The sequence below is a fragment of the Plantimonas leprariae genome (genome assembly GCF_008802405.1).
GTDB classification, from domain to species: Bacteria; Pseudomonadota; Alphaproteobacteria; order Rhizobiales; family Rhizobiaceae; genus Plantimonas; species Plantimonas leprariae.
Genome location: NZ_VZDO01000011.1, coordinates 161,405 through 179,348 on the forward strand (window position 1 = coordinate 161,405; position 17,944 = coordinate 179,348).

A 17,944-nucleotide genomic window follows, 5' to 3' on the forward strand; every position below is an offset into this window, starting at 1 on the left:
CGCTCCTCATAATCGGGTTTTCCGGGGGGATACCGATTGCAGAGCGTTTTCGCGCCAACTGCCGAACGTTCTCTTGGAGATCTTCCTGAAGCCCGCCGTCGTTCTCGTCGCAATTTGCGATGAAGCTTGCCGTGCAGGCACCGACCTGCAGGCCGGAGAATGACGTTGCCCGTCGCGAAAGTCGGAGCGTTCGTTAGGACGAACATTCGACGGAAATCGCCGACCGAAGCAGTTCCGTTCTCCTCCAGGCTTTCCCACGAATTGTCTATATCTTTAATGGACTATTCGTGCGTGCCACGCTGCTCCGATCGTTTGATTGAGGAATGCGAGCATGTCGACTCCCGCTCTGCCGGTCCTGGATCTCTCCAAATGGTATGACGGACGGGAAGCGCGCCAGGTCTTCCTCGCCGAGCTGCGGGCCGCCGCCCGCGACTTCGGGTTCTTCTACCTCGTCGGCCACGACGTCCCGCAAGACCTGACCGACGCGGTGCTCCGGGGCTCGCGCGACTTCTTCGCGCTGCCGGACGCCGACAAGCTCGAGATCGAGATGGTCAACTCGCCGCATTTCCGCGGCTACAACCGCGTCGGCCAGGAGCGGACCCAGGGGCAGCGCGACTGGCGCGAGCAGGTCGACATCGGCTCGGAAGCGCCGGCCCTGCCGGTCGAGCCCGGGCAGCCGGCCTGGACGCGCCTGCAGGGGCCGAACCAGTGGCCGAGCGCCCAGCCGGAGCTGAAGCCGATCATCCTGCGCTGGCAGGGCGAGCTGACCCGCGTCTCGACGGAGCTCCTGCGGGCCTTCGCGGTCGCCCTCGAAGAGGACGAAGCCACGTTCGAGGCGATCACCGCCGGCACGCCGAACCACCTGATCAAGATCATCCGCTATCCGGGCCGCGAGGCGACGGAAAGCGAGCAGGGCGTCGGTGCGCACAAGGACAGCGGCTTCCTGACCCTGCTCCTGCAGGAGCGGCAGAAGGGGCTCGAGGTCGAGGCGGCCGACGGAAGCTGGATCGAGGCCGAGCCGCGGCCGGGCAGCTTCGTGGTCAACATCGGCGAGCTTCTCGAGATGGCGACGGACGGCTACCTGAAGGCCACCGTCCACCGCGTCGTGACGCCGCCCGCCGGCGCCGACCGACTGTCGGTCGCCTTCTTCCTCGGCGCGCCGTTCGATGCCGAGATCCCGCTCGTCGACCTCGCCCCGCATCTGAAGGCGCAGGCCGCGGGCGTGACCCGCGACCCGACGAATCCGCTGTTCCGGGTGTCGGGCCAGAACGCGCTGAAGAGCCGGCTGCGCTCGCACCCCGACGTCGCCGAGCGCCACTATCCGGACCTCGTCGCGGAAAGCGCTTCTGCGGCCGCCGACCGCGCGGCCTGAACGCGCCCACAACCCATCCGAACTGGAGCCACGCCATGACGACCTTGCCCGATCTCGCGCCGGAAACCCTGGCGCTTCACGGCGGCACGTGGCGGGCCGACCCGACGAACGGCGCGGTGGCGGTGCCGATCTACCAGACCACGTCCTACCAGTTCCAGGACACGGACCACGCCGACAAGCTGTTCTCGCTCGACGTCGACGGCCACATCTACACCCGCGTCTCCAACCCGACGCAGGACGCCTTCGAGCAGCGCGTGGCGGCGCTGGAAGGCGGCGCGGCGGCGCTCGCGCTGGCGTCCGGCCAAGCCGCGTCGGCCTATTCGGTGCTGAACCTTGCCGGCGCTGGCGACAACATCGTCTCCTCGACCGACCTCTACGGCGGCACCTGGGCGCTGTTCGCGGCGACGCTGAAACATTTCGGCGTCGAGGTCCGCTTCGTTGATCCCGCCGACCCGGAGAATTTCCGGCGCGCCACCGACGAGCGCACCCGCGCCTACTACGCCGAGTCGCTGCCCAACCCGAAGCTGCAGGTGTTTCCGATCAAGGAAGTCGCCGACATCGGCCGCTCGCTCGGCGTGCCGCTGATCGTCGACAACACGGCGGCCCCCTTGATCATTCGCCCGCTGGAGCTCGGCGCGGCGGTGGTCGTCTATTCGGCGACGAAGTACATCGGCGGCCACGGCACGACGATCGGTGGCCTCGTCGTCGACGGCGGCAACTTCCCCTGGGAGGCGCACGCCGACCGCTTCCCGACGCTAACCCAGCCCGACCCGAGCTATCACGGCAAGGTCTGGACGCAGTTCGTGAAGCCCCTCGGTCCGGTCGCCTACGTCGTGCGCATTCGCGTGGTGCTGCTGCGCGACGTCGGCGCGGCGATCAGCCCGTTCAGCGCCTTCCAGTTCCTGCAGGGGCTGGAAACGCTGCCGCTCCGCATCCGCCAGCACAACGAGAACGCGGTCAAGGTCGCCGACTTCCTGAAAGGCCACCGACAAGTCGGGCGCGTGATCTTCCCGCGCTACCAGGAGGGCGAGGACAAGCGACGGGCGGACGCCGCCTTCAGGCCCGGCCACTATGGCGCGCTCGTCGGCTTCGAGCTGAAGGGCGGGCGCGAGGCGGGACGCCGCTTCATCGACGCGCTGAAGTTGCTCTACCACGTTGCCAACATCGGCGACGCCCGCTCGCTCGCCATTCATCCGGCCACCACCACGCATTCGCAGCTCAACGGCGAGGACCAGCTCCGGACGGGCGTGACGCCGGGCTATGTCCGCCTGTCGGTCGGCATCGAACATCCCGACGACATCATCCGCGATCTCGACCAAGCGCTGGGGCAAGTGGCGGAGATCACCGAACGGCAGGCCGCTTGAGGCGGCTCACGCCGATGGGAACCACATCGATCGGTCTTTCAGCTTCGAGGCGGGCATATACTCGGCATCGAACGCTACTCCCCGAACTGCTCCGGCTCGGGGCCGCGCCGACGCTGCTGATGCTGTTGTCAAGCGTGCGCCGAGGCGACGCGTCCCAACCAGCCGGAGAGGACAGGACGTGACCAGATTGATTCCCGTTCTCGACTTTCGGCGTTTCGACGCCGGCGCTTCGGAGCGGCGGACGTTCCTCGAAGACTTGCGCTCGGCGGCGCGCGACGTCGGGTTCTTCTATCTCGCTTCGCACGGCATCACCCAAACCGAAGCCGAGGCGGTGGTCGAAGCCGCTCGCGCCTTCTTCCGCCTGCCCGAGGCCGAGAAGGTAGCCATCGCGATGGTCAACTCGCCGCAGTTCCGCGGCTACACCCGCGTCGGCGGCGAACTGACCAAGGGCAAGGCCGACATGCGCGAGCAGCTCGACATCGGCGTCGAGCGGGAAACTATTGCGCAAGCCCCGGGCCTGCCGGCTTGGACGCGCCTGCAGGGACCCAACCAGTGGCCGGCATCGCTGCCGAGCCTGAAGCCCGCCTTGCTCGAATGGCAGGAAAAGGTCGCCGGCGTGGCGCTCCGGCTCCTCGAGGCATTCGCCCTGGCGCTCGATCAGCCCCAAGATGCCTTCGAGCCGATCCGCGGCAGGACACCGAACAACCGCATGAAGATCGTGCGCTATCCCGGCCGCGACGCGATCGACGGTGACCAAGGCGTCGGAGCCCACAAGGACGGCGGCTTCCTGACCCTCCTTCTGCAGGACGAGAACAGGGGCCTGCAGGTCGAGTATGGCGGAAGCTGGATCGACGCCGATCCGATCCCGGGCACCCTCGTCGTCAACATCGGCGAACTGCTCGAGCTGGCGTCGAACGGCTACCTTCGGGCGACGGTCCACCGGGTGGTCGCCCCGACGGCGGGGGTCGAGCGCATCTCTGTGCCGTACTTCTTCGGCGCGGGCCTCGACGCTTCCGTGCCGCTCTTGCGGCTACCCGAAACATTGGCTGCGGAAGCGCCGGGACCCGCCAGTGACCCCGAGAACCCGCTGCTGCGGAACGTCGGCGAGAACGTCCTGAAAAGCCGCCTGCGCTCGCATCCCGACGTGGCGCAGCGCCACTACGCCGATCTGTCGCCGGGGTGACCCGGCCAACCTCTGCCTCTGCCGCGCAGTGCCGTCGACGCTGCGAGCCGGTAGACGGGAAACGCCACGGAGCGTCTCCGGGCCGGCATGGATCGTTCGAAGCGGCTGTGGGCCGGCTCGGCACGGGAACGGCCCCCGCACCAGCGCGCCCGCATCGTTCGAACGTGCGCTGGTTGAGGCGCCAGCGACGATCGTCGGGAAAGGCGCGGGATGTCGATCGCTATTCTCGCCGTCTTCATCGGCATCGGATTAGTCGCGCTTTCCTTGCCGGCCGTTCCCTCGACGCCTCTTTCCGGGCTCGGTGACATGAAGCTTGGCCTTCGCGTTCTCGGCGCGGGCTTGCTGATGTTCGGCGTCTACGGGTGGCTGTGGCTTCTGCTGCGATGACCGATCACGGCCGGTCTTAGCCGTATGAACTCCCCCTGCTGCGAATGACCTTTCGCCTGCCGATGGTGGGATGCTTTCCCAGGATCAGGGTTTGACGAATTTCAGCACGGCACGGTCGCTTTCGCCAATCGCGGCGTACTTCGCGCGGTCGACGTCCTTCATGCGGTAGGTCGGCGGCAGTGCCCAGACGCCGACGGGATAATCCTTCGTGTCGCGCGGGTTGGCGTTCACTTCCGAACTGCCCGCGAAGCGGAAGCCCGCAGCCTCGGCGAACCCGACGATGACGTCGGGCCGGACGTAGCCACTCGCCGCCTTCGGGTCCTGCGGCTGGTCCGTCCGGCCGCGATGCTCCTCGACGCCGAGCACCCCACCCGACTTCAGCGCCTTGTAGAAAGCCGTGAAGGCTTGCGCCGTCTCACCGTCGGCCATCCAGTTGTGGACGTTGCGGAAGGTCAGGACGACGTCGGCGCTGCCGGGCGGTGCGATCTCGTGCCGGTCGGCGGCGAACTCGCTGACGACGACCTTGCCGTAGTTGCCGGGGTCGGCCGCGAGCTTCGCCGCGTATCCGGCATTGTCCTTCTGCGTTTCCGCCGAGGGCGAGGCCTTCTCGCCGTTGGCCGCGATGTAATGGCCTTGGTCCTTCAGGTACGGCGCGAGGATCTCGGTCCAGTACCCGCCCGCACCCGGCAGGATTTCGACCACCGTTTCGTCCTGTCTAACGCCAAAGAACTCCAGCACCTCGCGGGGATGGCGGTACTCATCGCGGACGCGGTTCTTGTCGGAGCGCTGCGGCCCGTCGATCAAGGTTTGCAGGCCATTGTCAGCCGCTCGCGTCGCCGACGCGCTACCGGCGAGGAGGCCGATCGCGGCGGCCAACAGGGCAAATGCTGCGGAGCTCGGAAGTTTCATGACGCGTCTCCTTCGTGGTTGGTCGACCGGAAGAGCGCCATCAGGCGCCGGAATGCACGTCTCTCGCCTTGCCGGCAGCGCCGAGGCGGCGTTCGAGCCAGAGGCTGTAGCGCGAGCCGCCGAAGCCGATCGCGAAGTAGAGAACCGCGACGGCCAGATAGCTCTCGTCGTAGAAGCCGAGCCAGTTCGGATCGAGCGCCGAGGCCCGGGCGGCGTTCAGGAGGTCGAAGACGCCGATCACCGCGAGCAGCGAGGTCGCGAGCAGGAAGCCGATCGCGAGGTTGACGAGACCGGGGATCACCAGCCGCAGCGCCTGCGGCAGCACCACGAGCCGCATGATGCGCCAATAGCTAAGGCCGAGACCTGAAGCCGCTTCGTACTGACCCGCCGGGATGGCCTGCAGGCCCGCACGCACGACCTCCGCGACATAGGCGGCCCAGAACAGCGTGATCATCACCATCGCCCGCTGGATCTTGTCGAAGAACTGGCCGTTCGGCACCGCCATCGGCAGGATCAGCATCGCGAAGTAGAGGACCGCCACCATGGGGATGCCGCGCATCACCTCGATATAGGCGACGGCGACGAGCCGCAGCCCTGCCATGCGGGACCGTCGCGCGAGCGCCAGCAGGACGGCGAGCGGCACGGCGGCGGCGAAGCATCCGGCCCAGACCAGCATCGTCACCGGCAGACCACCCCATTGATTGGTGCCGACGGTCGGCGGCGCGATCGTGCCGGCCATCAGCAGCCACGCCGCCGCGATGACGAGGGGCCAGGCGAGCAGCAGTTCGCGCCGCCAGAAGCGCGGCGTCGCGGTGGCGGCGAGAAGGGCGCCGAGCATGAGGAGCACCAGAACGGGCCGCCATTGCAGGTCCGGCGGGTAGAAGGCGAAGAGGATGAAACGCAGCTTGGCGCCGAGGAACGCCCAGCAGGCGCCGTCGCGCGCGGCGCAGTCGGCGGCGGTGCCGCTCCAGGTGGCGTCGAGCGTCGCCCAGCGCGCGAAGGGCAGCAGCAGCCAGACCAGCGCGGCTGCCGTCAGCACGGTGAGCGTCGTGTTCGCCGGGGTGCCGAACAGCCCGGTACGCCACGACCGGCGGCTCCGGACCAGCGGGCGCGCCGACCGGAGGGCGGGATCGAGATCGCTCATGCGCGCGTCGCGCCGCGCAGGACGACGCGGCGGTTGTAGAGGTTCATCGCGAAGGAGATCGACAGGTTCAGGACGAGATAGGCGCCGATCATGATCGTCAGTGCTTCCAGCGACTGGCCTGTGGTGTTCGCCGTGGTGTTCAGGACGCTGACGAGGTCCGGATAGCCGATGGCGACGGCGAGGCTGGAATCCTTGGCGAGATCGAGATAGCTCGATGTCGTCAGCGGCGTGATGACGCGCATCGCCTGCGGCAGCACCACGAGGCGCATGATCTGCATCTCGCGCAGGCCCATCGCCCGCGCCGCTTCCCGCTGGCCGCGGTCGACTGACTGGATGCCGGCGCGCACGATCTCGGCGATCGCGGCGGCGAACTTGACGACAAGGCCGGTCAAAAGCGCCGCGAACTCCGGCGTCAGCACGTGGCCGCCGCGGATGTTGAAGCCGGCGAGCGTCGGCAGGTCGAGATCGAGGCTAGCGCCCGTCGTCGGAGCCGCGGCCGCCGCGGCCGCGATGCCGAGAACGACGACCAGCATGCTGCGCCGCAGGTGGAAGGCGCCGTCGCGCCTCGCCAGCCGCAGCGCGGCGACCGTGACGATGAGCACGACCACCAATGTGACCCAGGTCCAAGTCGTGAAGCCGTGGACTGTAAGGCTCGGAACGTAGACGCCCCGATTGGTCAGAAGCAACGCATCGAAGGCCGAGATCGCCCGCCGGGGCGGCGGAAAGGCCTGCGCCAGCGCGATCCAGAAGAACAGTTGCAGGAGCAGCGGCGTGTTGCGGACGAACTCGACATAGGCGCGCACCAGGCTCGCGAGGAGAAGATTGCCCGACAGACCCGCGACGCCGAGAACGACGCCGAGAACGGTTGCCAGCACGCAGCCGGCGAGCGCCACCTTCAGCGTGTTGAGAAAGCCCGCGAGGATCGCAAGGGCGTAAGGGTCACCGCCCCGGAAGGCGATGACGCTCTCGCCGATCTCGAAGTTCGCCGAACGGCCGAGGAAAGCGAAGCCGGGGACGACGCCGATGCGCCGCATGGTCTCGGCGATGTTCTCGCCCGCAAGGACGAGAACTGCGGCGACGAGAGCGATGGTCACGAGCTGAGCAAGCCCGTGACCGCCCCACCACATGGCGAGCCGGCGCGAAGCGCCGGGCCGACGGGGAGGGGCGAGCGCCTTGCTCGTCAAGGAACTCACCCCCAGGGCCGATCGATCAACGGAAGGGCGGCGAGTACAGGAGGCCGCCGTCCTTCCACAAACGGTTGTAGCCGCGCTCCCAGCCGAGTGGCTTCAGGGAGCGGTCGAAGATCTCGCCATAGTTCCCGACGGTCTTGACGATGTTGTAGGCCCACTTCGGATCGAGGTTGATCGCCTGGGCGAGCGAGGGATCGACGCCGAGGAAGCGCTGAATCGCCGGATCGTCCGACTTCAGGAACTCGTCGACATTGGCTTGCGTGATGCCCCATTCCTCGGCCTGGACGGTGGCGTAGACGGTCCAGTTCACCAGTTCGAGCCAGCGGTCGTCGCCGCCGGCGACGGCCGGCGCCAGCGGTTCCTTCGACAGGCGCTCGGGCAAGACGACGTAGTCGTCGGGCTTCTTCAACTGCGTGCGCTTGCCGATGAGGTCGGACGAGTCCTGCGTGATCGCGTCGACGCGGCCCGACTCCAGGGCGTTGATGAACTCGCCGGTGTCCTCGATGGTGACGGGCGTGAACTTGTGGCCGCTCTTGCGGAAGAAGTCGGCGATGTTCAGCTCGCCCGTGGTACCGCTTTGCACGCCGATCGTCGCGCCGTCGAGATCAGCGGCTTGGCTGACGCCGAGGTCCTTGCGCACCAGCAGCCCCTGACCGTCGTAGAACACCGTCGGCCCGAAATGGAAGCCGAGCTGGAAGGCGCGGGTGATCGTCACGGTGACGCCGGACAGGAGCACGTCGAACTCGCCCGCTTGCAGGGCCGGCAGCCGCTGCTGCGGCGAGGAGTTGGTGAACTCGACCTTGTCAGGATCGCCAAGCGTGGTGATCGCCAGCGCGCGCCCGAAGTCGACGAAGAAGCCCTTCCAGCGGCCGTCGCTGCCCGGCGCGAAGAAGCCGGGCGTCGTGCCGACGCCGACCTTGATCGTGCCGCGCGCTTTGATCTTGTCGAGCGTCGGGCCGGCAGACGCCACGGCAGGCAACAAGCCTATCGCCGCCGACAAGCCGATCATCAGCGCGTTCGAGCGGGCGCGTCGCAGCAGCCACCTGATTTCCATGATCCTATTCCTCTAGCTCGACCCACATAGACGCAGCTTGCGGCGTTCCGACCATTGAAATCTACAAATCTGATAGATTTTTAGCTTGGCACTGTTTGGCGTCAGGCCCTCGGAATGAGGTTTTTTCGTCCAAGGTCGGATTGCAAAGGAGAACAGGCGGGTCGATGGCGACGACGCAGGGTTGCCATGATGCGTGATTGATTGCGCTGTCTGAAGTTTCAATCCGAGCGATAAAGCTCCGACAGCGTTGACGCACACACTTGCGATCAAGCCTAAAAGGGTCGCCCGTTCGATCCCAAGAAGGACAAGTCGCAGCCCGACCGAAGGGCTGGCGGCGATCAGTCGTCGCGTACAGAGCGAAACTTGTCCATCTTCATGTAATCGAGTGGCAGTTCGGTTGTGTACTTGATCTGCTCCATGGCGAAAGACGAGGACACGTCGCGGATCTCGATGCGGGCGATGAGCCGCTTGTAGAACGCGTCGTAGGCCGCGATGTCGGGCACGACGACGCGCAACAGGTAATCAACCTGACCGCTCATCCGGTAGAACTCGACCACCTCCGGAAAGTCGCCAACCACTTCCGAGAACCGCCGCAGCCATTCAGTCGAGTGCGAGTTGGTGCGGATCGCGACGAACACCGTGACGCCGAGGTTGACGAGGGTCGGGTCGAGCAAGGCGACGCGCCGGCGGATGACGCCGTCCTCTTCCAGCTTCTGAAGTCGCCGCCAGCAGGGGGTGGTCGACAGGCCGACGCGCTTGGCGACGTCGGAGACCGCCAGCGTCGCGTCCTCCTGCAGAAGCCGCAAAATCTTCTTGTCCAAGCTATCCATGGAACAGGTCGGGGCGCAATCGTTTCACCTCTCTCGCAGCTTTCATAAAGATATCCCTCGAAGGTGCTATGATTCCGGTTCACGGTCGATAGTATCCGCGTTGCCTTGGCTGGAAAGCATGGGGTCGCGTCGCTGATGTCGGCAGCGTGTGCTGCCGACCGTGACTTAAATTGTCGTGCGGCGGCCGCGGCGACTGATCGATGACGGCCCCAAGGATTTCATGGCCGCTCCACCGAGCGGCTCTCGGGTAAACGTCAGTCGAACCAGTCGAACGTTTCGGCGGCCGCGGCGACGGCGCCATCGACGTCGGGGCCGGCGCCGCACCGGCGAAGAGTGAGCCCAAACGCCGTTACGCTGGCGAGCACCGGTTCCCGATCGGCCCGCGAGCCAGTATGATTGATCCGCACCACGCGACCGCCCGGCTCGCCGATCGCCGCGTCGATTCCGGTCGCGCCGAGCGGAAGCGCATCGAGAAAAGCCGCGCGATCGATCCTGTCCGGCAGCACCGCCGCCGTCACCAGCGCCGACGCCTCGGCGAGGTTCTCGACCCACGGATCGACGCCGAGCTTCGGCAGGCTCGCGCGTACCGCCCGGGCGGCGCGGTCGTGGCGGGCGACCGCGGCGTCGATGCCCTCCGCCTCGATCCGCGCCAGCGCCGCGTCGAGCGCGCGGAACTCCAGGGCGGACGGCATGCCGGGAAGCGCGCCGCGGCCCCGGTCGAGCCAGAGCCGCTTGTGATCCATGAGCGAGAGGATGCTGTCCGCCGTCGCGCCGGGCCGATCCAGAAACGGCCAGACGCGCCGGGCGAGGGCCACCGCCGACAGGCCGGAGGAGCCGCCCAGCGCCTTCTGCGGACCGATCACCGCGACGTCGACGCCGAGCGCGTCCATGTCGAGGGCGTGCCCGCCGACGGAGGCGACGGCGTCGACGATCACCAGCGCGCCGCGCGCCCGGGCGAGCGCCGCGATCTCGGCGAGCGGGTTGAGCATGCCGGTCGCCGACTCGGCATGGGCGAGTGCGACGGCGTTGATGCCCGTGTCCGCCGCGAACGCGCTCGCGACGGCCTCGATCGCGATCGGACGGCCGGCGACCGCAGGACGAAGATCCGTGACGCTCGCGCCGCCGCGCCGCAGCCAGCCCCCGAACAGCGCGCCGTAGGGGCTGGTCGCGATGTTCAGGGCGTGGACCGTCGGCGCGGCGAGGCTGGCGGCGACCGCTTCCAGCGCGACGATCGCCTCGCCCTGGACGAGAAGGACGTCGCCGCCCGTGCCGAGCAGCGCCGCGATCCGGTCGGCGAGCGTCGCGAAACCGGACGCGGGGAACGGCGGAACGTCGAGGAACTCGGCTGCGGCGTCTACGGTCATGGTTTCGCTCCTTCGGCGGGCCGGATCGACGGCACCGCGGCGACCAGCGCCTTCGCGGTCGCGGATCGCGGGGCAGCGATGAGGCTCGCCGCCGGTCCGGTTTCCATGATGCGCCCCGCGTCCATCACGGCGATGCGGTGCGAGACGGCCCGCACCACGCCGAGGTCGTGGCTGATGAACAGGTACGCGACGCCCGTGTCCCGCTGGAGCGCGACGAGGAGGTCGAGCAGCCGGCGCCGCACGATGACGTCGAGCGCCGACACCGCCTCGTCCAGGACGACGAGCGCCGGCTGCGTGGCGATGGCCCGGGCGATCGCGACGCGCTGGCGCTGGCCGCCGGAAATCTCGTGCACCGCCCGCGCCGCCAGGTCCGCCGAAAGGCCGACGTTGTCCAGGAGCTCGGCGACCCGGCGGCGGCGGACCGTGGCGGTTCCGAAGCCGTGGATGCGCAAGGGGTCGTCGACCGCGCTCGCGACCGTCGCGCGCGGGTTGAAGGCGGCGAGCGGGTCCTGGAACACCATGCTCCAGCGCCGCCGCATCCGCCTGAGGCCGGACCCTTGCAGCTTCAGAAGGTCGTGGCCTTCGAGGAGGAGCGTGCCGCGATCGGGTTCGAGCAGCCGCATGACGACGCGAGCGAGCGTCGACTTGCCGCTGCCGGAGGGGCCGACGAGCCCGAGCGTTTCGCCGCGCGAAAGCGTGAAGCCGACATCCCGGAGCGCCGCGACCCGGCGGGCGCCGCTGGCGAAATCGAGCGACAGCCCGTCGGCTGCAAGGAGAGGCTCGCCCGTCATCCGGCGAGCCCGGCGCCGACGAGCGGCAGAGTTTGCAGGTCGAGGTGAGCCGCGAGCAGCGCCTTCGCGTAAGGAGATCGCGGCGCCGCGAGGACCGTGTCGGTCGGCCCGTCCTCCACGATGCGGCCCTCCTTGAGGACGATGACGCGGTCGGCGAGTTGCGGAGCCAGGGCGAGGTCGTGGGTGATCGCGACGAGCGTCGTCCCGTTTTCTTGCACGAGACGGCGGAGGAGCGCGACGATCCCGGCCTGCACCAGGGTGTCGAGGGCGCTGGTCGCCTCGTCGGCGACGAGGAGGCTCGGCCGGGCCGCGAGCGCTGCGGCAAGAGCGATGCGCTGGCGCTGCCCGCCGGATAACCGGTGCGGGAACCCGCGCGCGGCGCGGGGCGGATCGGGAATGCCGACGGCCGCGAGCAGGGCCTCGGCCTCCGCGGCGGCTTCGCGCCGGCCGATGCGCCGATGCGCCCGCACGACCTCGGCGAGCTGCGCGCCGACGCGCATCACCGGGTCGAGGCTCGCCGACGGGTCCTGGAAGACGAGGCCAATGTCGCGGCCGGGAACCGGAGCGCGGCCGGGAAGGCGCCAGTCGATCCGTCCCGAAACCGTCGCCGAGGGCGGCAGGAGGCCGGCGAGCGCGAGGGCCAGCGTCGACTTGCCGGAGCCGCTCTCGCCGATCACCGCGACGCGCTCACCTGGCCCGATGTCGAGGTCGACGTCCTGAAGGGCAGGCCTTGCCGCCCCGGCATAGCCGACGCCGAGACCCCGGATCGCGACGAACGGCGCGGTCACGCCCGGATCCGTCTCGACGAGAGCGCTTCCGTCAGGCCCTCGCCGAACAGGTAGACGCCGACGACGGTGGCGACGAGCAGGAGGCCGGGCAGGATCGACAGGCTCGGGGCCGAGCGGAGCACCGTGCGCCCTTCGGCGATCATGCCGCCCCAGGTGACGCGGTTCGGGTCGCCGAAGCCGAGGAACGAGAGAGCGGCTTCCGTCAGCACCGCACCCGCCACGATCACCGCGGACAGCGCCAGAACCGGCGGCAGCGCGTTCGGCAGCACCTCACGGAACGCGATGCCGAGCGGATGCATGCCCGCGACCGCGGCGTTGGCGACGTAGTCCCGCTCGCGGATCGAAAGCACCTCCGCTCGTGCGACCCGCGCCGGCCCCGTCCAGGCGCCGAGCGCGATCGCGCCCACCACGGCGGGCAGCGAGGCGCCTGCGACGCTGACGAAGGCCAGCGACAGGAGAAAGGCCGGCACCGTCTGGAACGCGTCGACGATCCGCATCAGCGCCGCCCCGGCGAGGTTGCCGGCAAGACCCGCCAGCGTGCCGACGAGCGAACCGAGGCTCAAGCTCGCCACGGCCGCGGCGAGGCCCACCAGCAGCGACGTCCGCGCCCCGTGGGCGAGGCCGGCGGCGACGTCCCGCCCGAGCCGGTCCGTGCCGAGCGGAAACGTGCCATCGGCGAAGGGCGGCACGAGGGCTGGTCCGGCGATCCGCTGCGGATCGCCCGGGAAGAGCAGCGGCGCGGCGAGGGCGAGAGCGGCGAGGGCGAGGAGGATCGCCGCGCCCGCGAGGCCCTCGGGCGAGCCGGCGAAGCGCCGTGCCGCCGCGCTCACGGGAACCGCGTCCGCCCGCCGACGCGCGGATCGAGCGCCGCATAGGCGAGGTCCACCGCGGCGTTGATGAAGAAGACGAACACGGCGCTGAGGAGAACGACGCCCATCAGCAGCGGCGTATCGCGCGCCGCGACGGCTTCCGCGGCAAGTCGGCCGAGGCCAGGCACGGCGAAGACGCTCTCCACCACGACGCTGCCGCCAAGCATCGCGGCGGCCTGCAGGCCGAGCACGGTCACCAGCGGCAGGAGGGCGTTGCGGGCGACATGGCGCAGCACGATGCGCGGGCGGCCGATCCCGCGCGCCCTCGCGGCCAGCACGAAGTCCTCGCGCCACACCTCGCCCATGCCGGCCCGCATCACGCGAAGATAGAGCGCGAAGTAGACGAGCCCGAGGGCCAGAACCGGCAGCACCAGGTGGCGGGCGACGTCGGCCGCTCGGTCGAGACCAGTCTTGCCGGAAGCGATCGTCTCGATGCCGCTGAGCGGCAGCCAGCGCAGGCGCACGCCGAAGACCAGCACGAGCACGAGGCTTAGCCAGAAGCTCGGCACGGCGGTGAGCGCCAGCGAGCCGATCGAAAGGGCACGGTCGCGGACCGAGCCCGGTCGCGCCCCGGCGACAATGCCGAGCGCGCTTCCGAGGCCGAAGGACAGGGCGAGCGCGCCGCCCATCAGAAGCAGCGTGTTGGGGAGCCGTTCCAGGACGACGTCGACCACCGGCCGGCGGAAGGCGAGCGACCAGCCGAGGTCGCCGCGCGCGAGGCCGCCGAGGTAGAGCGCGAGGCGTGCGAGCATCGACCGGTCAAGCCCCCAGCTCTCCCGCAGCGCCGCCAGCGCGCCCGGATCGCCGCCGCCGATTGACAGGAAGTAGGCGCCGGCGGCGTCGCCCGGCGCGGCCTCGAGGAGCAGGAACGTGCCGACCGCGACGATGCCGAGCACGACGAGGCCGCCGCCGAGACGCCGGAGCAGAAAGGCCGAAACGCGCTTCACGCCGCTCGAGCTACCATGCGGACGCGAGCCGACGGAAGCCGTCAGCTCTCCTCCACCGAGGCGTCGGACCAGTTCGACACCGCCCAGCGCGGGTTCGTCGCGACGTTCTTCACCGTGTCGCGGGCGACCGTGATGAAGCTCCATTCGGCGACGTTGATTAGCGGCAGGTCCTCGCCGACGAGGCGCTGAAAGTCGCGGTAGAGCGCGGTGCGGTCCGCCTCGACGACCGTCCGGGCGGCCTTGTCGATCACCGCGTCGAGCGCGGGGTTCGCGTAGCCACCCTGGTTGGAGAACGGAACGCCGGCCGGGGTGCCGCTCCGGACGAGAACGGTGGTCGAGATGGCGGGATCGCCACGCCAGACGGGCGGGCCGACCGCGAGGTCGAAGGCATGGTCCGTATAGACCGCCTGCTGGTGGGCGGCGGCGTCGTTGTTGACGATTTGGGCGTCGATCCCGACCGCGGCGAGCGCTTGGCGGAGGTAGTCGCCGAACTGCCGCGTCTCGTTGAAGTAGGGGGCCGGCAGCAGCTTCAGCGCGAAGCGGGTGCCGCCGGGCCCGCGCTTGTAGCCCGCCTCGTCGAGCAGCGCCTCGGCCGCCTTCGGTTCGAACGGATATTGCGGCGTGGCGGGATCGTAGAACTGCCGGTCGTTCCGCGGCACCGGCCCGGTCGCGGCTGCGGCGTAGCCGAGGAAGATGGTCTTCACCACGAAGTCCCTGTCGATCGCGTGGGCGATCGCCCGGCGGACCCGGACGTCGGCGAGCTCCTGCCGCCGATGGTTGATCTCCACCACGAGCTGGTAGGTCAGCGCCTCGTAACCCTTCGACACGACCACGATGCCGGGCACCTCCGAGATGCGCTTCAGGTCGGCGAGCGGCACGGCGGAGAAGGCGGCGAGCTGGATCTCCTCGCCCTCCAGCGCGCCGGCCGCCGCGCTCCGATCGGGCAGGACGCGGTAGACGATCTCGCTCAAGTGCGGCGCGCCCTTCTCCCAATAGTCGTCGTTGCGCGTCAGCCGGTAGTATTCTCCCGGCCGGTGCTCGGCGAACCGGAACGGCCCCGTGCCGACGAGCCGCTCGTTGGCGGGGTTCGCCTCGATGTCGCCTCCCTCGAACACGTGCCGGGGCAGGACGTGCGAGATCACCGGCAGCGCGTTGCGCAGGAGCTGGAACGGCGTCGGCTCGCTGAAGCGGAACACGGCCGTCCGCTCGTCCGGCGTGTCGACCGCAGCCAAGTTCTTCAGGATGCCGCGGCCGAGGTTCTGCAGCGGCTTCCAGACCGTCATGGCGGAGAATGCGACATCCGCCGCCGTGAACGGCTTACCGTCGTGCCACCGGACGTTCTCGCGCAGGGTGAAGGTGGTCGACAGGCCGTCGTCGGAGCCCTTCCAGCCCGTCGCCAGGAGCGGCTTCAGCCCGTCCGGCCCGTCGTAGGACGCCTCGGCGAGCTGCTCGATCACCTTGCTCGCGACGAAGAACACGCCGTTCGACGCGACGATCGCCGGGTTGAGGTTGCGCGGTTCCGAGTCGGCGGCGACAACCAGGCGACCAGATGTCCCCTCCGCCGCGAAGGCGTGGCGGCCGAACGGCGCCGCGGCCAGGAGGAGAGATGTCGCCTGCAGGACCGCCCGGCGGTCGACGATTGAACGGGACATCGTACGCTCCCTTCGTTGGATGCCGCTGGCATCTACGCGGTTCCGTGGTGCGGAAGCCAGCACTTGCTTGTCTGCGCCGCGTGACGGACGGCGCTGGTGAGTCCGAGGCTGCCGAGCCGCTTAAGCTGGGTACGGTTGCGGGCTACATCCGCAAATCGCCCTTACCCACCGTGGCGGGGAAACGCGTGGCAGCGCAGTGCGCAGTCGATCTGTGCTGCCGTGACGCCGAGTTCACCCGAGATCGTACGGTAGCTCTCGCCGGCGTCGATCATCGCGACGATGCGCGCCTGCCGCATCCGGTCGAGTGGCGTCCCCGCCGCCCTCCTTCCTTTCAAGAACCGCAACATCTTGCGTCCTGACCTTGCTTTCGATTCGGGGCCTGTCGCTGAAGGCCCGAAGGTCGTCAGCCTTTGCCGCGCCACGGCACGAGCTTTCGCTCGGCGAGGCGCATCAGGAGGGTGAAGCCGAAGGCGAGCGCCGCGATGATGACGATGCCGACGAACACGACATCGGTGGCGAGGAAGTGCGAGGCCGACATCACCATGAAGCCGATGCCGCGCGTCGAGGCGATGAGCTCGGCCGCGACCAGCGTCGACCAGCCGACGCCGAGCGCGATGCGGATGCCGGTCAGGATCTCCGGCAGGGCGGAGGGCAGCACGACGTCGAGGAAGAGCTGGCGCCGCGTGGCTCCCAGCGTCAGCGCGCCGTTCACCCGCTCGATCGGCAGCGCGCGCACGCCCGCCTGCGCCGACAGGCAGATCGGCGCGAACATCGCCAGCACCAGGAGCGTGATCTTCGACGTCTCGCCGATGCCGAGCCAGATAATCATCAGCGGCAGGTAGGCGAGCGGCGGCAGCGGCCAGTAGAACTCGATCGGCACGTCGAAGACGCCCTTGGCGAAGCGGTTGAGGCCCATCAGCAGCCCGAGCGGCACGCCGACGGAGGTGGCGATCAGCGCGGCCGAGACGATACGGGTCAGGCTCGCCGAGACGTGTTCCCACAGCGAGGCGCCGGCGTAGCCATCCTGTGCCACCAGCAAGCCTTGCGTCCAGACTTCCTCCGGGCTTGGCAGGAACAGCGGCGACACGAGGCCGAGACGCGACACCAGCCACCACAGGCCGAGCAGCACGACCGCCGTCGCGAGGCTGATCGCCCGCGTCGGACGACCTTCCGCGCCGAAGCCGTGCGGGCGCACGAGCCGGGGCGGGGGCGCCGCGGCCTCGGCGGCGGCAGGTTCGGTGCCGGAGATCGAGGGATGCGCGATGTCGGTCATGCCGCGAGGCTCCGCGCTTCGGATCGATGGATGATGGCGCGGATCTCCTCGCCGAGAGCCATGAACTCCTTCTCGGCCTTGACGGCGTGCGGTTCGCCGTCTCGCGCGAAGCGTTCGACAAAGCTTGTCGGGAAGCGCGCGACGATCCGGCCCGGCCGCGGCGACATCACCACGACCTCGGTGCCGAGCAGGAGCGCCTCGTCGATCGAATGGGTGATGAAGAAGATACGCTTGCCCGTTTCGCGCCAGATGCGCACGAGCAGTTCCTGCATCGTCTCGCGCGTCAGGCTGTCCAGCGCGCCGAACGGCTCGTCCATCAGGAGGATCTCGGGGTCGGTCGCCAGCGCCCGCGCGATGCCGGCGCGCTGTCGCATGCCGCCGGAGAGCTCGTAGGGATAGGCGCGCTCGAAGTCGGCCAAGCCGACGAGGCCGAGCAGTTCCTCGGCTCTCGCCCGACGCTCCGCGCGCTTGACGCCGGCGAACTTGAGGCCCAGCGCGACATTGTCGAGAACCGTCCTCCAGGGCAGGAGCGTGTCCTTCTGGAACACGACGCCCCGGTCGGCGCCGGGGCCCGCGACGGGCGAGCCGTTCAGCGTGATCGCGCCGCTCGAAACGGGGAGGAAGCCGGCGATGGCGTTGAGCAGGCTCGACTTGCCGCAGCCCGACGTGCCGAGCGCCACCACGAAGCCGCGCTCGGGAATCTCCAGCGAGACGCGGTCCAGCGCGTGGATCGCGCGTCCGTCGCGGCCGGCGAAATAGATGCTGACGTCGTCGACCTTGAGCAAGGCTCTCGCTTCCGTCTGTTCGAGAACGGTCGGGCCGCGCCG

At 69.1% G+C, this 17,944-nt stretch carries 18 protein-coding genes; 4 read left to right on the forward strand and 14 right to left on the reverse strand.

Annotated elements, in window-relative coordinates:
* Positions 1-331: 331 nt before the first annotated feature.
* The 4 genes from F6X38_RS14590 to F6X38_RS23435 all read left to right on the forward strand — a co-directional run bounded on the left by F6X38_RS14590 (position 332) and on the right by F6X38_RS23435 (position 4,306).
* Positions 332-1,372, forward strand: coding sequence for an isopenicillin N synthase family dioxygenase (locus tag F6X38_RS14590; protein WP_150970773.1), 1,041 nt, complete (start codon positions 332-334; stop codon positions 1,370-1,372).
* 35 nt (positions 1,373-1,407) lie between these two features.
* On the forward strand, positions 1,408-2,736 hold the full coding sequence (locus tag F6X38_RS14595; protein WP_150970775.1) for an O-acetylhomoserine aminocarboxypropyltransferase/cysteine synthase family protein: 1,329 nt from the start codon (positions 1,408-1,410) through the stop codon (positions 2,734-2,736).
* Between the two features lie 178 nt (positions 2,737-2,914).
* Entirely contained in the window at positions 2,915-3,919 is a 1,005-nt protein-coding gene (locus F6X38_RS14600; protein ID WP_150970777.1) for an isopenicillin N synthase family dioxygenase, read from the forward strand.
* A gap of 210 nt (positions 3,920-4,129) precedes the next feature.
* A complete protein-coding gene (locus F6X38_RS23435) occupies positions 4,130-4,306 on the forward strand; it encodes a hypothetical protein (protein ID WP_161992766.1) in 177 nt (58 codons plus the stop codon).
* A gap of 84 nt (positions 4,307-4,390) precedes the next feature.
* Here F6X38_RS23435 and F6X38_RS14605 read toward each other — a convergent pair whose 3' ends face one another.
* The 14 genes from F6X38_RS14605 to F6X38_RS14670 form a co-directional block, all read right to left on the reverse strand.
* Positions 4,391-5,215, reverse strand: a complete 825-nt coding sequence (locus F6X38_RS14605; protein WP_150970779.1) for a class I SAM-dependent methyltransferase — start codon at positions 5,213-5,215, stop codon at positions 4,391-4,393.
* Between the two features lie 40 nt (positions 5,216-5,255).
* Positions 5,256-6,359: an amino acid ABC transporter permease gene (locus F6X38_RS14610; RefSeq protein WP_150970781.1), complete on the reverse strand. Its 1,104-nt coding sequence runs from the start codon at positions 6,357-6,359 to the stop codon at positions 5,256-5,258.
* The gene (locus F6X38_RS14615) at positions 6,356-7,552 is read right to left on the reverse strand and encodes an amino acid ABC transporter permease (RefSeq protein ID WP_425482865.1); all 1,197 of its coding nucleotides are present in this window, start codon (positions 7,550-7,552) and stop codon (positions 6,356-6,358) included. Before F6X38_RS14615 ends, F6X38_RS14610 begins: the two co-directional genes overlap by 4 nt.
* 16 nt (positions 7,553-7,568) lie before the next feature.
* Entirely contained in the window at positions 7,569-8,558 is a 990-nt protein-coding gene (locus F6X38_RS14620) for an amino acid ABC transporter substrate-binding protein (protein ID WP_150970835.1), read from the reverse strand.
* A gap of 383 nt (positions 8,559-8,941) precedes the next feature.
* Positions 8,942-9,433, reverse strand: coding sequence for an Lrp/AsnC family transcriptional regulator (locus F6X38_RS14625; RefSeq protein WP_150970783.1), 492 nt, complete (start codon positions 9,431-9,433; stop codon positions 8,942-8,944).
* Between the two features lie 254 nt (positions 9,434-9,687).
* Complete coding sequence (locus F6X38_RS14630; RefSeq protein WP_150970785.1) at positions 9,688-10,797, reverse strand: aminotransferase class V-fold PLP-dependent enzyme; 1,110 nt, start codon at positions 10,795-10,797, stop codon at positions 9,688-9,690.
* A complete protein-coding gene (locus F6X38_RS14635; protein WP_150970787.1) occupies positions 10,794-11,588 on the reverse strand; it encodes an ABC transporter ATP-binding protein in 795 nt (264 codons plus the stop codon). The genes F6X38_RS14630 and F6X38_RS14635 overlap by 4 nt, the downstream gene beginning before the upstream one ends.
* Positions 11,585-12,376 (reverse strand): ATP-binding cassette domain-containing protein, encoded by a 792-nt coding sequence (locus tag F6X38_RS14640; RefSeq protein ID WP_150970788.1) that lies wholly within the window; start codon positions 12,374-12,376, stop codon positions 11,585-11,587. The genes F6X38_RS14635 and F6X38_RS14640 overlap by 4 nt, the downstream gene beginning before the upstream one ends.
* Entirely contained in the window at positions 12,373-13,206 is an 834-nt protein-coding gene (locus tag F6X38_RS14645) for an ABC transporter permease (RefSeq protein ID WP_150970790.1), read from the reverse strand. Before F6X38_RS14645 ends, F6X38_RS14640 begins: the two co-directional genes overlap by 4 nt.
* On the reverse strand, positions 13,203-14,192 hold the full coding sequence (locus F6X38_RS14650; protein ID WP_246191359.1) for an ABC transporter permease: 990 nt from the start codon (positions 14,190-14,192) through the stop codon (positions 13,203-13,205). The genes F6X38_RS14645 and F6X38_RS14650 overlap by 4 nt, the downstream gene beginning before the upstream one ends.
* 41 nt (positions 14,193-14,233) lie before the next feature.
* On the reverse strand, positions 14,234-15,844 hold the full coding sequence (locus tag F6X38_RS14655; protein WP_150970794.1) for an ABC transporter substrate-binding protein: 1,611 nt from the start codon (positions 15,842-15,844) through the stop codon (positions 14,234-14,236).
* Between the two features lie 161 nt (positions 15,845-16,005).
* Positions 16,006-16,188 (reverse strand): hypothetical protein, encoded by a 183-nt coding sequence (locus F6X38_RS14660; protein ID WP_150970796.1) that lies wholly within the window; start codon positions 16,186-16,188, stop codon positions 16,006-16,008.
* Between the two features lie 59 nt (positions 16,189-16,247).
* On the reverse strand, positions 16,248-17,117 hold the full coding sequence (locus F6X38_RS14665; RefSeq protein WP_150970798.1) for an ABC transporter permease subunit: 870 nt from the start codon (positions 17,115-17,117) through the stop codon (positions 16,248-16,250).
* Positions 17,114-17,902: a taurine ABC transporter ATP-binding protein gene (locus tag F6X38_RS14670; RefSeq protein ID WP_150970799.1), complete on the reverse strand. Its 789-nt coding sequence runs from the start codon at positions 17,900-17,902 to the stop codon at positions 17,114-17,116. Before F6X38_RS14670 ends, F6X38_RS14665 begins: the two co-directional genes overlap by 4 nt.
* Positions 17,903-17,944: the final 42 nt, after the last annotated feature.

Coding starts and splice junctions, on each gene's coding strand:
- F6X38_RS14605 (WP_150970779.1), bottom strand. CDS start 5,215: ATGAAACTTCCGAGCTCCGCAGCATTTGCCCTGTTGGCCGCCGCGATC.
- F6X38_RS14635 (WP_150970787.1), bottom strand. CDS start 11,588: ATGACGGGCGAGCCTCTCCTTGCAGCCGACGGGCTGTCGCTCGATTTC.
- F6X38_RS14655 (WP_150970794.1), bottom strand. CDS start 15,844: ATGTCCCGTTCAATCGTCGACCGCCGGGCGGTCCTGCAGGCGACATCT.
- F6X38_RS14590 (WP_150970773.1), top strand. CDS start 332: ATGTCGACTCCCGCTCTGCCGGTCCTGGATCTCTCCAAATGGTATGAC.
- F6X38_RS14665 (WP_150970798.1), bottom strand. CDS start 17,117: ATGACCGACATCGCGCATCCCTCGATCTCCGGCACCGAACCTGCCGCC.
- F6X38_RS23435 (WP_161992766.1), top strand. CDS start 4,130: ATGTCGATCGCTATTCTCGCCGTCTTCATCGGCATCGGATTAGTCGCG.
- F6X38_RS14630 (WP_150970785.1), bottom strand. CDS start 10,797: ATGACCGTAGACGCCGCAGCCGAGTTCCTCGACGTTCCGCCGTTCCCC.
- F6X38_RS14595 (WP_150970775.1), top strand. CDS start 1,408: ATGACGACCTTGCCCGATCTCGCGCCGGAAACCCTGGCGCTTCACGGC.
- F6X38_RS14610 (WP_150970781.1), bottom strand. CDS start 6,359: ATGAGCGATCTCGATCCCGCCCTCCGGTCGGCGCGCCCGCTGGTCCGG.
- F6X38_RS14620 (WP_150970835.1), bottom strand. CDS start 8,558: ATGATCGGCTTGTCGGCGGCGATAGGCTTGTTGCCTGCCGTGGCGTCT.
- F6X38_RS14625 (WP_150970783.1), bottom strand. CDS start 9,433: ATGGATAGCTTGGACAAGAAGATTTTGCGGCTTCTGCAGGAGGACGCG.